Below are 14,775 nucleotides of genomic sequence, written 5' to 3' on the forward strand. Positions count from 1 at the left end.
TTTTTTCAGGAGAAGCACTCATGCCGTCTGTATCCCGCTACCGCACCTGGCTTGCCGTGCCTGCAGATGAAATAGAAGATCTCAAAAAAGCACATCCCCCGATGAACGGGCACACGCCCGTCCTCTGGGATAAAGAGCACAAACTCTGGTTTGCCCGCCCGGGGGCGGACCTGTCCATGCTGGACCGCTGGCTGCCCCGACCGCAGGAAGTCTCCATGAACGGCAGTGATCCGGTCACCGAGTTTGCCCAGGTACTGGAAAATGCCGGACTGGTTCTGAAAGAACTGCCGGCCATGGACGGTAAAATCCACCGGGTTCCGACCACCGATGACAAAAACGGGCAAAAAAGTGGCGCATATCGCGGCTTCCTGGACGGCAGACCTGCCGGCTGGTACAGGGATTATCGCAGCGCGGATGATTCGCCGGTCAACTGGACCTTCTCCGGCGGAGAGCAGACAGATCCCCGCGCAAGGCTTCACCTGAAAGCGCATTCGCTGCAACGCAGGGAGGACGCTGAGCGGGAACTGAAAGCACAGTACAACCGACAGGCTGCTTATGCCCGCCGCTATGTCAACAAATGGCCGCAGGCCACGGCACATGAATACCTGACCCGGAAAGGCATTCAGGCTGCGCCGGGGGTGCGAATAAACGACAAAAATGAGCTCGTTATTCCTTTCCGCAACCGTAACGGCGCAATACGCTCCTACCAGCGCATTCCGGTCACCGGCGGGAAGGATGCCCGCATCCTGAAAGATTCCGAGAAAACCGGTAACTGGTTTGCGCTGGGTACACCGCGCAACGGCCAGCCGGTGCTGTTTGCCGAGGGCTATGCCACTGCCGCCTCCCTGCACGAAGCCACCGGCCTTCCGGTGCTGATGACAGTGGATGCGGGCAACATGATTGCCGTGGCCGAAGATGCCCGGCAAAAATGGAAGCAAAGCCCCTTTATCTTCTGTGCCGACAACGATCATGCACGCCAGGTTAACAAAGGTATCGTCAGTGCAACAAAAGCCGCAGAACTGACAGGAGGATCGGTCATCTTTCCTGCGTTCACCGATGCCGAAAAAGCGCAGGGACTGACCGATTTCAATGACCTGGACGCCAGCCGGGGACGGGCCGCTTTTCAGCATGTCATCAACGCCCAGTTAGAACATATCGGGGTTTCCACCCCCAACAGTAACACCCCGGAAATCCGGGAGGCACTGGTGATCGGCAACCTCGTTTTTACACCGGTCCACACTGAGGAAAAAACCATGACTCCGACAGAATATCCTGAAACATCACCCGATACAGGGCACAGCCATGACCAGGGACCTTCTCTGCCGTCCGCTACGCAGCAGGAACAACCAACTGCTTCCAGCAGTAACATTGCTGATGAAACACTGTCATTTACCAGTCACGCCACTGAAAATAACGGCAAAGATGAGCGGCACCCTGATAACGTTCAGGCGCAAACGGAAAGCTCTGTAGTTCAGGACTCCCCTGCAGAATCACCGGCATCCCCGGAAAGTACAACGGCGTCTGCCCCTGATGAACCCGCTCATCCGGCGGAACCTCCGGAAAAAGTTGTCTCTGTGGCCACAGATAAAGACTGGCGTGAATTTGAAGCCGAACTGTCACAACCGGAAAAAAACGAGTTACAACAGGAGTCCGGCACTTCACCAGAAATACCGGCCCCTGCTGCTGCCCCCGCCGCCCCTGAAGACAGCCCCTCATCTGAAACCATGAATGAATCAGCCGAACCATCACCTTCCCCTGATGCAGTCAAAGAGGAAATGACCGTGATGACGGAGCCTGATGACAAACAAAGCACCGGAATATCCCCGGATACTCCCCGGGAAGAGGCGGTCAGCCATGTAACTGAAGACATTCCCCTTCAGCCAGAGCCGTTCCTTCCTGAGTCAGATGGCCCTGAAGAATACGAAGACTACAGCGCATATCAGGAGCTGATGAACAATGAAAATCCTGAGCATCTGCAGGAAAACAGTGATATGCCGTCGCAACCGGACACAGGCCCCGTTCAGGCAGATGAGTCAGAACTTCAGGCCACAACAGCCACTATAGAACCGGCTGTCCGGGATGAACCCACTCCGCAGCAACCTGTTCAGAGCACATCACCTTCTGATAATACTTCATCGTTTCTCGACAAAGCGCGTGGCCTTTTTACGCGTAAAAAAACGGATTCACAGGCGCATGAGAACAGTGATCCCACGCCCTCAGCGGAAACCACGACGACTCCACCGATACCTGACAGTATTGTCTACGCCCCGGAACGTTCTGATGCACCGATATCGCTCAACATGGACGAAATTCTTAAAGAGCTTGACTGGGAAAAACGAGCAGACAGAACCGTCCTGTACAAACTGGATGGCAAACCTGCCTTCATTGACCGGGTAAACCGGCTGGAAATGGTCAACGGTGCCAGCAATGACGATCGCAGCGTTCTGGCCGCACTTGCTGTGGCCACCAAATTTTATGGGGGCGTCATAGAGCTGACGGGCAGTGATGCCTTTAAGCAAAAAGCAATGCAGTTGATTATCGAGCACAACATCGATGTCCGGATGAAATTGCCAGATCAACGGGCTGAACTAGAAAAATTACGCAAGGAAATGGCTGTCAGTAAGGATGCAGTTGTCACCCATCAGCCAACACCGGAACTTAACCGGAATACCCCAGAACAACCGGCTGTCCCTGACCCCGTTCAGGAAAAAGAAGCCACACAATCCCCGGCGTCCCCAGTAGCCCCTGAAGCATCAACCGTCAGCACCGCCTCTGCACCATCACCGGCTGAACCAGGCAAAACGGCAGATGTGGCACCAGACGAAGAACCACCAGGAAAACTTCGCCCGGGAGAGAGCGTGACTGCCGTACTGCACAATTTTGGTCGTGCTGAATATGCACCCGGCAAAGGAGAGAGTTTCTTTGTTGAGCTTAAAAACCGCAGTGGCAGCAAACTCTACTGGGGGGAACAACTGGAAAGTCTGGTCAAAAACCATCAGAAAGGTGACGTGGTGACACTGACACTTCAGAACCGCGAACAATTCATCCTCCCGGGAGAGCAAAAAGCACGTTTCCGGAATAAGTGGTCCATGGAGTCAGTTACCAACGGGATCTCGGTATCACATGATAATCCGGATAAAGGTCAGCGTATTCAGGCGATTCCGGTCGAAACCTTTATGAAAGTGGCTGCGCAAATCAGCCAGGGGTGGCCCGAAGAGATGAAAGCGTTACGTATGCCAGAAAACGTCGGCTCACATCTGTTTATCGGTGAAGACCGACATCCGGTCTCCGCGCCACAGAACGCAAATCAGGTAACAGAAATAACCAGCGCAGCCCCTGACAAGCTGACACCTGTTCTGGGATCAGTGGATAAGGATACGCGTGAACTCAACCTGCTACTTGTCCAGAGTGCCGATGAACATCTGCAGGGTGTGGTCCGGCTGAACGGCACATTGTATCCGGCACTGGCCACCCCATCAGCCGACAACAGTCAGCTGGTTATCAATGCGCTGACCGACAAAGGTTTACGCTTTGCAGGTTATGGTGAAGCGGTAAACCACGATGCTGACAGCACGAATCGCCCTGCACCGGAGCTTATGCAGTTTCATCTGAAAACCCGGGAAGAACCGCTTTTTGCTGCTGTCTACACGCCGGAAAAACAACCTGATGCGTTGTACCGGAACCTGGGCTTCGAGCAGTCATGGCAGCAGTGGTCCAACAGCCAAAAGCCGGAGGACAGGCAGGAAAAAACTCTGCATCAGGATCTCTCCCACAGCCCCGGCCGATGAGCCGGTAAGGAAGCCATATGAACATGCATAAGTCTCTGGTTGCCGTGCTCGGCCTTATCCTGATTTCATCCACGGCAAGTGCTGCAACCTGTCGTGCGGGTAGCGCGGCACAGGCCGGTAGTAATACAGGATATGAGCGAGCACGTGCAGCTGCGGATGCATGGTCACAACGTGAAAACGATGTTTCCTCATCCCTGCAGTCCTGTCTGTCACGAATCAAAAAAATCAGCATAAACCTCCCCCAGTTCCCCAGCCTTGACGACATTCTGTCGCAGCTGGAAAACCAGGTCTGCGACGCGGTCGTGGACAAGGTGAATGAAAAGCTGCCGGGGAATATTGATCCCTGGAAGGACTACAACCTATGACCGAAAATACCGAGCCATCCTCGCCATCACATCCGGCACCTGACCCGGAAATACTGAAGAGCACAATCAGGGCTATGAAGCAGTCAGAACAGCGGGCAAATAATGTCCCTGCGCTGATAAAAGCGCTTTTATGTACGGGCACATGTCTTCTTATCAGTATTACTGGTAACGCCATTCAGTACTGGCACTCAACGAATGTGGAGCGCGAATATTTCGCTACAGACAATGGTCGTCTGGTCAGGCTGGCACCAACAAATCAGCCAGCATGGAGTCAGAATGACGCAATGGCCTTTGGCAGCCAGGCACTGGCGACCGCATTCAACCTGGATTTTGTGCACTATCGTTCACAGATTTCCTCTCTGTCTCCGCGTTTTTCTGACGAAGGTTTTGCCGGATATGTGAATGCATTACAGGCATCTAACATTCTGGAGACGATCAAGAAAGAGAAGATGAATCTGACCGCCACGACAGGCGCTGGCGTTCTGGTACGGCAGGGACAAATGTCCGACGGCGTATGGTTCTGGACATTTCAGTATCCTGTCCGTATGCGTCTGGTCGGCCAGACAACCAGCAAGCCAGAACAGTCTTTTGTTTTCGAAATCACCATCCAGCGTGTTGACCCCAGACTGAAACCATCCGGTATGGAAATCCGGCAGATGATCTCCCGTAACGCCGGACCGAACTCCTGAGATAAGTAATATGCAATCACGTTATTTACTGAGCACACTGCTCCTGGTGTGCAGCGCCGCCACGTCTGCAGATAACGCAGGATGGCAGAACGCACGCACACCACAAACGACAAATTCTGCCAGCGATCACGTTCAGAACGCCTCCCAAAACACCGGAGGTGTTCCGGCAACACTGGTAAAAGGTGAGCTGCCTGCCCCCGGGCAGGCCAGCCCGCTGGTACAAGATGCGGCAAGACTTGATTCTGAGCTCTCCGCCGATGAGATTCGCTCACTACGCAGTCTCATGGCGGATAACGAGCGGGCCATCAATGCGCCCATCACCAGTGTTGTACCCCGTATCAGCTCTCTGACAGTTAATCTGTCCCCCGGTGCCAGTCTTCCTCTTGTTCGCACAGCCATGAACAACCTGAGCGTGGTGACATTTACCGATATCAACGGTTCACCATGGCCACAATCCGATCCTCCTTATAACGCGGCACCAAAACTCTTTGATGTGCAGTACAACGAGAACATGGTGACAATCACACCATTGCGGCCATGGGCATCCGGAAACATTTCTGTCTACCTGAAAGGTCTGTCGGTACCGGTCATCCTGAACGTAACCAGTGGCGAAACAGATACGCCGTCATCCAGTCAGGAAATGGACAGTCGTCTGGATCTGCGAATACCACGGCAGGGACCAACCAGCCCGGTTGTCTCCATCCCGACGGATAAGATCGCCCTGCATGATGCAACATTACAGGCATTTCTGGATGGTATTCCTCCCCGGGACCCTTCAGTTAAGAGGCTGAAATTCACAGGTAATGTCCCGGATACAACGATCTGGCAACACGGCGATGACCTTCTGGTTCGTTCCCGGGCGATGTTGCGCGATGAATTTGAACAGACCTTGTCCTCTGCCGACGGAACTCATCTCTGGAAGCTTCCCGTCACCCCACTACTGACTTTCTCTGTGAATGGCCAGTCCGTTCACGTGACACCAGAACTGGAGTAATCATGAGTGCTGAACAGGATGCCGGTAAATCCGGAAAGAAACTGGCTGCCCTGCTTGGACTGGGCAGCATCATCTTATTTGGCGGCGGCTATATCGCGTTTTCCAAACTATCAGGGAGTAACAGCGATATGCAGTCAGCCGTGAACATTAACAGTGCAGCAAGCGGCGGAACGCGCAGCGTTACCGAAACACCTCACTATCGTGAACTGTTAAGAGCGGATAATGAACGAGGGGCCGCAGCTGCAGCCCGCAATAATCAGACGTTCATTGCCAGTCTTCCACAGGGGCTTGATATTCCGGACACTCCGGAAAAGCAACAACAGCCTGCAACAAAACCGGAAAACTATGCTCATCGCCAGGCTTCCGGCACACCACAGGAGGATCGAGCAGCCAGTGAAAAACGTATGGAGCGGCTGCAAAAGCTGATTGTAAGAATAAAAGATCAGCATCCTGCCGGTAGTACACCAACCATAGCAACGGCTATGTGGAATAAATCTCCGGCAGAAACAACAGGGCAGAATGGTACGCAGCAATTCGCATTACAGAATGCCAGCCTGTCCACGCCGGTAGCAGAAAAAGGGATACAACTGATACCTGCTCTGACCCGTATACCGGCATATATTGATACTGCAGTGGATTCTGATAACCCGTCATCCAAGGTTATCGCAACCATTCCCGCTGGCCCCTGGGCAGGGGCAACACTGTTCAGTCCGGGAGTCAAACTGGTGGGTAACGGCGTGGAGATCCATTTCGACCGGATGAGCTGGAACGGCATGGACCTTAAGGTCAATGCATATGCTCAACGGGAAGACAACCTGATGTCATCCGTGGCCAGCAATGTGAATACACGCTGGTTTAAACATATCATTCTGCCGTCAGTGTTAGGAGGTGTGGGCAGTATTGGCACACTTTATAAAGATGCCAACACGCAGGTTATTCAGGGTAACTATGGCACGGTTACCGGACGCGTGGGAATGCCCAGTGGTGAAGCTGTTGCGGGCGTTATTGCCGGTGGTATGGCGGAAAGAGGAAGTCAGATATTAACCCGCCAGGCAGAAAGTGAGCCCTATAAACAGGTAGAAGTGTATCAGCATGAAGTCGTATCAATTCTGTTTGTTGACCCGGTAATGACAAACGACGCCAGGTCCTCTTCCCTTTCCAGTGGCATTTCCCCTTCAGTTAATCGTACATCACAGGCGGAACAACGCTCGCAGGCACGAATGCAGACAGCCATGGAGCAAAGAAAAGCTGTGATGCAACGTCGGTATGATGAACAACCGGAGACACCATAATGAAACCTGAAACAGAAATAGATGAAACCGGCAGCTTCGGTGAACCCGAAGAGAAACCCGCCCCCTTCTGGAAACGTTCCGTCTGGGGGATATCTGTAGCAACATGGGGGCTATGTGCAGTCGTGTTGCTCGCAGCCATATGGTATCTGTTCCTGAGAGCGCCATCGGAAACAGGCATGCCTCCGTTTAATGATGCGGATGCTGGCGTACAGACCTGGCAAACCACACAAGAATCATCACCTTCCGTTCAGTCCACTGAGACTATGACTGTCCGGACAGGAGAAGATATGAGCCAGCTTGCCCGGGATGTAAAAACAGAGCTGGATAACCGCGATGAAAAAATTCAGGCAACACTGAATATGCTTCACGACAGCATTAACAAGCTGGGCGAAGCTATAAAAAAGGATGAAGAATACGCACAGGAAACACGCCGTCAGCTGGATGATATCCGGAGCCGCCTGAACGGAATAATGACACAGAAAAGCGTCACTGAATCCTCTTCCACACCGCATCCAGCAAAGAAAAAAACGTCGTCTGTACTTAACGGAATGAAAATCATGTCGATGGAAACTGGTATGGCCTGGATTCGCTGGCAGGGTAGTACCTGGGCTGTCAGAGAAGGTCAGACGCTGGGCAATGTGGTGATCCAGCGGATTGATCCGACGACCCGGACCATCATCACCAGTGCAGGGACGTTACGCTGATGAACATGGATGCCCTGACCGCCATTGAGAACTTTGCCAGCAGTATTTTCAGTGCCGGAATGGATTTCCTGTTTACCTGGGGAGAATTCATCGGGGTGATCAGCATGATTACCCTGTTTGCCCGCGCCCGTTCAGCCGGTCCGGTAAAAATGTCTCCCGGAAAATTTATTGCGGGGATGTTAACCAGCTGCATGCTCGTATCACTCCCGGCAATGATTAACGCCGGAGGCGTACAAATGGGATTCAGGGCTGACTCATTTGGCCCGATTGCATATGTACAACCTCAGACGTTTGGCGCTGCTGCTGGCGCAGCAAATGCAGTTCTGTCGCTGGCCAAGCTGGCCGGTGTTGGATTTGTAATGAACGGGATATCCATCTGGCGCAAGGCCGGACTCGATGGACATACCGCACTGAGTGCCAGTGAATCCGTCAGTAAGGGAAACGTCAAATTTATTGCCGGCGTCCTGCTGGTCTTTATCGATCGTGTCCTCAATGCCCTGCTGGCAAGCATTGGAATCGTCTTCTGATTTTTTTCACCTTCATATAAACCACTGATATATCCATTTAAGGAGAAACTATGTCACGTATTCGTGTCGTAGCGGCCCGTCTGTACGCCGCATTTATCCACGCACAACTGTTTGTAATGTCATGCCGGAGCAAACTGACTAAGTTCCTGCTGCTCATTCCCATGATGTTGCTGCCCAAAGCCGTTCTTGCCGATGGAGATCTTGCCGATATGGTTCGCAATGTCGAACAAGGTGCCAAAACAGCACAGTCATCATCACTGACTATTGCGCAGTTCATCGGCGTAATTCTGTTTCTCGGGGGCCTGATTGGCCTGAAAAAAGTTGGGAAACAAGGGGGGATGGGACTGGCTGGTTGCATTGTATCTATCGTCATTGGGGCGCTACTTGTCGCCGGACCTGAAATGATGAGTCGCAGCCAGAAACAGCTGGGGATTTCCACAATTTCCATTGGCTAATCTTGACCAGGGCACTGGCATTTATCCGGTGCCCTTCCTGTTCGGCAATACAAGGAGGCACATATGTCTGCCTGGAGCCCGGAGCACATAACGTTACGACGAACAGAAAACGGCAATGTGATTGCCCACGACAGTCGGGACGATCAGGAATTCATTTTTGCAGAATGCTGTTCCGATGAAATCGCAAACATCATTCTGGAAGCCGTGAAACGTTACACCAGTACGGAGCCTGCTCATGCAACACAGCATTAAAGACTTGTGGTTGTATCCCTTTCCAGAAATTGATGTGGTTCATACACAGGAGCCACTGTTACCGGAACCGGAATTAACAACGCCCGGTCGATGTATCTGCTGCCGGCAAAACGTCAGGCACCGTTTCAGACTGGATGACTCATGGCCACTCAGACAGCTTACCGACACAATCAGTGACACACGAGTTCGTCTTAATAAGGCCACAGAACATCTGGATAAGTTAAAAAAGCGTGGTGAACCAGTCGCAACCGGCGAAAAGGAAAAGTACAACACGGCAGTAAAAGCCGCTGAACGGGCGCTTGAGCAGGCCCGTCTGTCTGCCAGACGTCTTTCACTCCGCCATGTACAGAAAGCTGAAATCACCAGTACAGAGTCGTTGTCAGAGAAAGAGCAGGAACTGTTTCATGAAGACGGCCCGCCTTACAGCTTATGTGCTTTCTGCCACGCCTGGCATTCACTGAATGGTTATGCCGCAGCACAGGGCGTTATGGTGTGGCTACCCGACCTTCATCCATCCACGGTCGTGGCCCTTAACCGTCGTTCATTACAGGAAGTTTTCAGTAATGATAAGTTCCGGGTCCGGCGGGGACGGGAAGCGCTCTCTGCACTGATGCAAAACAGACTGGCGGTTGAGGATAAATTCCGCAGTTTCCGCCCGGCCGATTTCGCTGACGTTTTTCGTCGCTATCCACCTTCCGGTCGTTCGCCCCTGCGTGAAAAAATGAACGGGATTGCCCTGATTCTGACACCAGATTCATTCATCAAAAAAGAATACGTTGATTGATTTTTCTTCATGCCACTCCAGCGCGGGGTGGCATTAAAAAAATCAAACTGCACAAACCTCCCTCCTGTAAGTCCGGAGTTCCCTCACCTATGAACATAAACCGTTTAATCTTCACTATCGAAGACTGTCTGAACACGCTATCCCGTTTCTCTGTCGCAAGCAGTTTTGTTGAGTATTGCGATTTACGTACTGTAATTGGTCTGGACAGACAGGATCGTGAACGTCGCCCATGGCTGAATTCGCCCTATATTGCAGCCACAAAGCGTGGAGAATATCTCTCTGTCTTTGAAGTCAGCGGTGCTTTCAGGGAAATGGATGAAGCATCCGACCAGACTGGCCCAGGTTCACTGGAATCGCTGATCACCAGCATGAGTGACAGCCTGAATACGGCATATAAAAACAGCGGTCATAAAATCAGCTTCGTTTTTGAGCGTGATCCTGACATGGGGAAAGAAGAAATCGAAGACATGGTCGCCCCACAAAAGCGCTCACTGGCTAATACAGGTATCCAGTTACAGGATGTGGTCGATGAGAAAGTCACAACACTGTCCCCATGGCTGGTCCGGGAGCGTTGCTGGCTGGCGATCTGGAGTGGACCCGATCTTATCAGCAACAGCGATCGCACCGCCCATGATGAGCTTGTCAGAAGACTGGCTGAACGGGTACCGAAAGCACGCTTTGCCCAGTCCCCCTGGCAGTGGACCTTATCTGCACTGAAAATCCGCCACGAAGCTTTTCTTGATAATGTGGAACAGGCACTGAGACATTCATCTGATGGCCTGATTCTCCGGCTACTGGATATACACGAGGTCGGGCGTGAAATACGTCGTCAGACAGAACGGCACAGCACACCGCGTAACTGGCAACCCCACCTGCCTGAAGATGCCCAGCCAGCGGGATATCGCTGGACTGACGATGAATCCGTACTACATGCTCCTTCATTGCATTTGCAGTTATTCAACACTCAGGTGACCACACAGGGCAACCTGGTTCAGGCGGGCGGACTCTGGCACGGAATGGTATCGATTACTTTACCTCCGCAAAATCTGCAGACGTTTAACGAACTGGTCCGTGCCGTCCCCCGCGCAGTCCCCTGGCGCATCAGAATGGATCTGATGCCCGGCGGGATGAAGGCTCTTAATCTGAAGAAAACGCTTCTGACTTACAGCAGCTTCATTTCTGCCGTTCGTCCAATGTATGAATCCGTTATGACCCTGGCGGCAACGGATGAAAAAGAACCTGTCTGCATAATGACCATCATGGCCTCCACGTGGGGAAAAACACGTGAAATATGCACACGAAACCAGGCCATTCTGAAATCGGCCATTGAAGGCTGGGGCGTATGTGGCACCACGACAACATTTGGCGATCCCCGACGCGCCTGGGTGAATACCATTCTCGCGGCATCCGGAGGCTCCGGCCCGGTTCCCCTGTATCCCCCGTTGTCACATGCCATCTCGCTTTTCCCGCTTAACAGGGCAGGCTCTGTCTGGCGAGGTAAAGGGAATCTTATGTTACATACAGAAGACGGTTCCGCAATTGAGGTTGGTCTGGCGTCATCCCAACAAAATAAACATACAGAACTGGCACCAGGCGATCCGGGACTGGGTAAATCAGTTCTGATTAATACGTTGTCGGAAATACAGATATCATCTGCTCAGAAAAACCTGCCCTTCATTGCCTATATCGATAAGGGATACAGTGCTCAGGGACTGGTTCAGCTTATTCGCGACAGTCTTCCTCCGGAAAGAAAAGACGAAGCTGTCGGTATTATTCTGAGCAATGATCCGGAATACACCCGTAACCTTTTTGACGTGATGTACGGCGCTAAAAAGCCTATTACGCCGGAAAAGAATTTCATGTCATCGGTGCTGTGTGCTCTCTGTGTCGATACCGGTACCGGTCAACCCTGTAACCCCGGAGACACCCGACAAATTATCAACCAGCTTATCGAGCTGGCTTTTAAAGAGTACGGTGAAAATAATCCGCGACTTTATCGCGCCTCAACGGAAGAACTGGTGGATTCAGCACTGCAGGACTCGGGATTGTATGAAAAACATGATGCAACCTGGTGGGCCAGATCAACCTGGTTCGAAGTCCGGGATATGCTCCACAATGCCGGGTATATCATGGCGGCTCAGCGGGCACATTATCAGGCAATGCCCCAGCTTCCCGAAGTGTCCTCGATGCTGGGCCATACCAGTCTCAGGGATGTTTTCGGTACTGTTCAGCGTGATGGTTCAAACGAACTTCTGCTGGACTACATCCGCCGCGCTCTCGAGCAGGGACATAACGACTACCCCATGATATCCGGGTATACCCGGTTTATGATCAACCCGGAAACCCGGGTCATCGCTGTCGATCTGAATAATGTTGCCGGTGACAAAACGCCTGCAGGCAGGCTTAAAACCGGCATCATGTACCTGCTTGCAGGTCAGATCGCCGGTGGTGACTTCACCCTGCCACAATACAGGGATGAAGTGTTAAAGCAGCTTCCACGGGAATACCATGAAATCGCTCTTAAACGTATTAACCAACTTGATCAGGAGGTTAAGACAAAAGTTTATGATGAACTGCATAACGCCCGGGGCATTGACTTCATCTGGGAAAATCTGGATACCCAGGAGCGTGAGCAACGCAAGTTTGCTATCCGCACGGTTCTGAGTACGCAGTATCTGAGGGACTACCCGGAAAGCGTTCTTAAGTCAGCAAATACTCTCTGGTTACTGCGCTACAAACCCGAAGATATCCCCGTACTGAGGGATAACTTCAACGTTCCTGAATTTATGCTGAAACGCTTCCTGAAAATGCCGGAAGGCCCGGCACCAGATGGTAGTGGTGTTCCTGTTCTGGGAGTATTCAGGGTAAAAAGTGGCACGCTTGCGAGAATACTCAAATTTACCGTCGGTCCACTGGAGCTATGGGCGCTGAACTCATCGCCAAAAGACAGTGCCCTGCGTAAAACACTGACAAATAAGTTAGGTTCAGTTCGGGCACGTAAGATTCTGGCCGAAAACTTCCCCAGAGGTTCTGCAACGTCATTAATTGAGCACCGGGCGGGCCAACATAACAGTGACAATGTTATTGAAGAACTGGCCTCGGAGCTCATCCGAAAACAGGGATACAATCTCTGATGTGTACAATTCATATCACCCCACGCTGCCGGAGACCTGCCAGAGGGCAGGTATTTCTTAAAAAACTTGAGGTAAAAGGTGACAGTTTCTCATTCACTCTGCCGTCACGTGTCTTCAGGTTACATCCGGCCCCCAATCCCAGAGTGATATACGCCTCGGATGCCAGAACACAGGGAAAGGTCACAGGCATGCGGCTGTTGTTGCCGTCCAGCACAGATGAGCTGATAACAACGGCAATATGGCAGGTTTCTGTCCCGGATGAAGCACCATTCGACGTTCAGCATGTCATCCAGTGGATACTCCCTTCACCGCTGGCTTCGCTGATGTCCGATGATACCTGGTTATGGCCATCCGTTCCCGGAACGCCGGCACTGAGTGCCGGTGACTGGCCTGTTATGGATACTGACCCTTCCACCTTACGGCGCGTCAGACGTCGTTCTTTCAGCATCATCGATAACCGGAACAGGAAAGGTTATATCACCAGGCGATATCAGTGTTTCCCACTGGCCCCACTACCTGAAGACAGAAAATACGACAGCCTTCCTGACCTTGTGCTCCATCCCGAGCAGGAGACAATAAAATGCAAAGAAAAACATTACTCGCAGCCCTTATAGCCACCCTGAGTGGAACGGCATGCCAGGCTCATGCTTATTCAGTCACCGTCGTCGCCAGCCGGCCTGTTGAAGAGCAGGTCATCCCCAGAATGGAAGCCATCAAAGATGTCCTTGGCAACATACTGAGTACCCAGACAGCCACGGGTACCGCTATCAATCAGAACTCTGAAAAGCTGGCAAGTGTCATTGCCCAGAACGGACAGGCGACACGTCAGCAGATGATTTTCAGTAATGAAACTCAGCGCCTCGAGGAGGCACGGAAAAGTTTCACCGTGCCAGACTCCATCTGCAGTGAATCCGCATCAGGGATTGCAACAGAAAGCAAAAGTGCCTCAGCATCCGCAGCCTCAAAACTCAGTAAAGGTGGCGGTGTGAGCAACCGTAGCATCCGCGACCGTCTGGCCAGCGCAGCAAACTCTCCCGTGCGGGAAGCTTATGATGGCGCGGCCATACACGCCAGTTACTGTACAGAAGCAGAATATGCACGTTTTGGAGGAACCGCCGTTTGTCCTTCTGTGGGCGAAATACCAGGTGGAGACAGTCAGGTACGCTCGATTTACCACGGCGCAGGTACAGCGGACACACCTGCGGCACTGACATGGGATCAGAAGCAAATAGATGCAGCGACTGCTTACATGAAAAACACTTCCCGCCCCTCTGCCGGTCGTGCTCTGGGTAAAGGAGAAGTAAATACCCAGAGTGGACGAACCTACGTCGGACTCCAGAACGAATACAACGGCATCATTGATTCTGCGTCGAATCCCCAACTGACGCTGATTGCTGACAGCACGCCTGATGAAACCACACGTAAAGCACTGGCTGAAACACTGCAGTCAGACTCAGCGGCCGCTTACTTCGACCAGGTGGCTTCACCAGAAGCAAAAGCACGGGGATATATGAGTACCCGTGAGTTTGAAGCTTTTGAGGCTGGCCGGCGCTACGCCAACACAGCATACCTGGTGGATTTACAGGAAATGCAGGGGGATAACCTGCTCCGTGAACTGGTAAGAATCACTGCGCAAATGAACTGGCAGCTGAACGATCTGAAAGAACAGATCCGCCAGGGTAATGTTATCTCTGGCCAGCAACTGGCTCTGACTGCCCGCCAGTATTATGAAAAACAACTCGGTAGCCTTGAGAAAACAATCAATCAGGCAAACGCACGTTGAAAGCTGAC

The 14,775-nt window shown here is 52.2% G+C and carries 13 protein-coding genes; all 13 read left to right on the forward strand.

Going from position 1 to position 14,775, the window contains the following annotated elements; genetic code table 11:
• Positions 1–20 precede the first annotated feature (20 nt).
• The 13 genes from ACJHYW_RS17980 (at position 21) to traW (ending at position 14,767) form a co-directional block, all read left to right on the forward strand.
• Positions 21–3,788 (forward strand): LPD7 domain-containing protein, encoded by a 3,768-nt coding sequence (locus ACJHYW_RS17980; RefSeq protein WP_001141542.1) that lies wholly within the window; start codon positions 21–23, stop codon positions 3,786–3,788.
• Positions 3,789–3,805: 17 nt separating this feature from the next.
• Entirely contained in the window at positions 3,806–4,153 is a 348-nt protein-coding gene (locus ACJHYW_RS17985; RefSeq protein ID WP_001055900.1) for a conjugal transfer protein, read from the forward strand.
• Entirely contained in the window at positions 4,150–4,842 is a 693-nt protein-coding gene (locus tag ACJHYW_RS17990) for a DotI/IcmL family type IV secretion protein (RefSeq protein WP_000138550.1), read from the forward strand. Before ACJHYW_RS17985 ends, ACJHYW_RS17990 begins: the two co-directional genes overlap by 4 nt.
• 10 nt (positions 4,843–4,852) lie before the next feature.
• Positions 4,853–5,836 carry an IncI1-type conjugal transfer protein TraN gene (gene traN, locus ACJHYW_RS17995; RefSeq protein ID WP_001191879.1) on the forward strand — a complete coding sequence of 328 codons (984 nt, stop codon included), beginning with the start codon at positions 4,853–4,855 and terminating at the stop codon, positions 5,834–5,836.
• Between the two features lie 2 nt (positions 5,837–5,838).
• A complete protein-coding gene (gene traO / locus ACJHYW_RS18000) occupies positions 5,839–7,128 on the forward strand; it encodes a conjugal transfer protein TraO (RefSeq protein WP_001774189.1) in 1,290 nt (429 codons plus the stop codon).
• Positions 7,128–7,832 (forward strand): IncI1-type conjugal transfer protein TraP, encoded by a 705-nt coding sequence (gene traP / locus ACJHYW_RS18005; RefSeq protein WP_000801920.1) that lies wholly within the window; start codon positions 7,128–7,130, stop codon positions 7,830–7,832. Before traO ends, traP begins: the two co-directional genes overlap by 1 nt.
• Entirely contained in the window at positions 7,832–8,359 is a 528-nt protein-coding gene (traQ, locus tag ACJHYW_RS18010; RefSeq protein ID WP_001055569.1) for a conjugal transfer protein TraQ, read from the forward strand. The genes traP and traQ overlap by 1 nt, the downstream gene beginning before the upstream one ends.
• Positions 8,360–8,409: 50 nt before the next feature.
• A complete protein-coding gene (gene traR / locus ACJHYW_RS18015) occupies positions 8,410–8,814 on the forward strand; it encodes an IncI1-type conjugal transfer protein TraR (protein ID WP_000086959.1) in 405 nt (134 codons plus the stop codon).
• Positions 8,815–8,877: 63 nt separating this feature from the next.
• Entirely contained in the window at positions 8,878–9,066 is a 189-nt protein-coding gene (gene traS, locus ACJHYW_RS18020; protein ID WP_001277255.1) for a putative conjugal transfer protein TraS, read from the forward strand.
• Positions 9,050–9,850, forward strand: coding sequence for an IncI1-type conjugal transfer protein TraT (gene traT, locus ACJHYW_RS18025; RefSeq protein ID WP_001164788.1), 801 nt, complete (start codon positions 9,050–9,052; stop codon positions 9,848–9,850). Before traS ends, traT begins: the two co-directional genes overlap by 17 nt.
• 89 nt (positions 9,851–9,939) lie before the next feature.
• Complete coding sequence (traU, locus tag ACJHYW_RS18030; RefSeq protein ID WP_001024786.1) at positions 9,940–12,984, forward strand: IncI1-type conjugal transfer protein TraU; 3,045 nt, start codon at positions 9,940–9,942, stop codon at positions 12,982–12,984.
• Positions 12,984–13,598, forward strand: a complete 615-nt coding sequence (traV, locus tag ACJHYW_RS18035; protein WP_000337399.1) for an IncI1-type conjugal transfer protein TraV — start codon at positions 12,984–12,986, stop codon at positions 13,596–13,598. The genes traU and traV overlap by 1 nt, the downstream gene beginning before the upstream one ends.
• Entirely contained in the window at positions 13,565–14,767 is a 1,203-nt protein-coding gene (gene traW / locus ACJHYW_RS18040; protein WP_001385654.1) for an IncI1-type conjugal transfer protein TraW, read from the forward strand. The genes traV and traW overlap by 34 nt, the downstream gene beginning before the upstream one ends.
• The last annotated feature ends 8 nt before the right edge of the window (positions 14,768–14,775 follow it).

Source organism: Escherichia sp. WS3063, from assembly GCF_046486595.1.
In the GTDB taxonomy this organism is placed as follows: Bacteria; Pseudomonadota; Gammaproteobacteria; order Enterobacterales; family Enterobacteriaceae; genus Escherichia; species Escherichia coli.

Excerpts from the sequence above, each read along its gene's own strand:
- ACJHYW_RS17990 (WP_000138550.1), top strand. The coding sequence starts at position 4,150 with ATGACCGAAAATACCGAGCCATCCTCGCCATCACATCCGGCACCTGAC.
- traS (WP_001277255.1), top strand. The coding sequence starts at position 8,878 with ATGTCTGCCTGGAGCCCGGAGCACATAACGTTACGACGAACAGAAAAC.
- traV (WP_000337399.1), top strand. The coding sequence starts at position 12,984 with ATGTGTACAATTCATATCACCCCACGCTGCCGGAGACCTGCCAGAGGG.
- traU (WP_001024786.1), top strand. The coding sequence starts at position 9,940 with ATGAACATAAACCGTTTAATCTTCACTATCGAAGACTGTCTGAACACG.
- ACJHYW_RS17980 (WP_001141542.1), top strand. The coding sequence starts at position 21 with ATGCCGTCTGTATCCCGCTACCGCACCTGGCTTGCCGTGCCTGCAGAT.
- traW (WP_001385654.1), top strand. The coding sequence starts at position 13,565 with ATGCAAAGAAAAACATTACTCGCAGCCCTTATAGCCACCCTGAGTGGA.
- ACJHYW_RS17985 (WP_001055900.1), top strand. The coding sequence starts at position 3,806 with ATGAACATGCATAAGTCTCTGGTTGCCGTGCTCGGCCTTATCCTGATT.
- traT (WP_001164788.1), top strand. The coding sequence starts at position 9,050 with ATGCAACACAGCATTAAAGACTTGTGGTTGTATCCCTTTCCAGAAATT.
- traO (WP_001774189.1), top strand. The coding sequence starts at position 5,839 with ATGAGTGCTGAACAGGATGCCGGTAAATCCGGAAAGAAACTGGCTGCC.
- traN (WP_001191879.1), top strand. The coding sequence starts at position 4,853 with ATGCAATCACGTTATTTACTGAGCACACTGCTCCTGGTGTGCAGCGCC.
- traQ (WP_001055569.1), top strand. The coding sequence starts at position 7,832 with ATGAACATGGATGCCCTGACCGCCATTGAGAACTTTGCCAGCAGTATT.
- traR (WP_000086959.1), top strand. The coding sequence starts at position 8,410 with ATGTCACGTATTCGTGTCGTAGCGGCCCGTCTGTACGCCGCATTTATC.
- traP (WP_000801920.1), top strand. The coding sequence starts at position 7,128 with ATGAAACCTGAAACAGAAATAGATGAAACCGGCAGCTTCGGTGAACCC.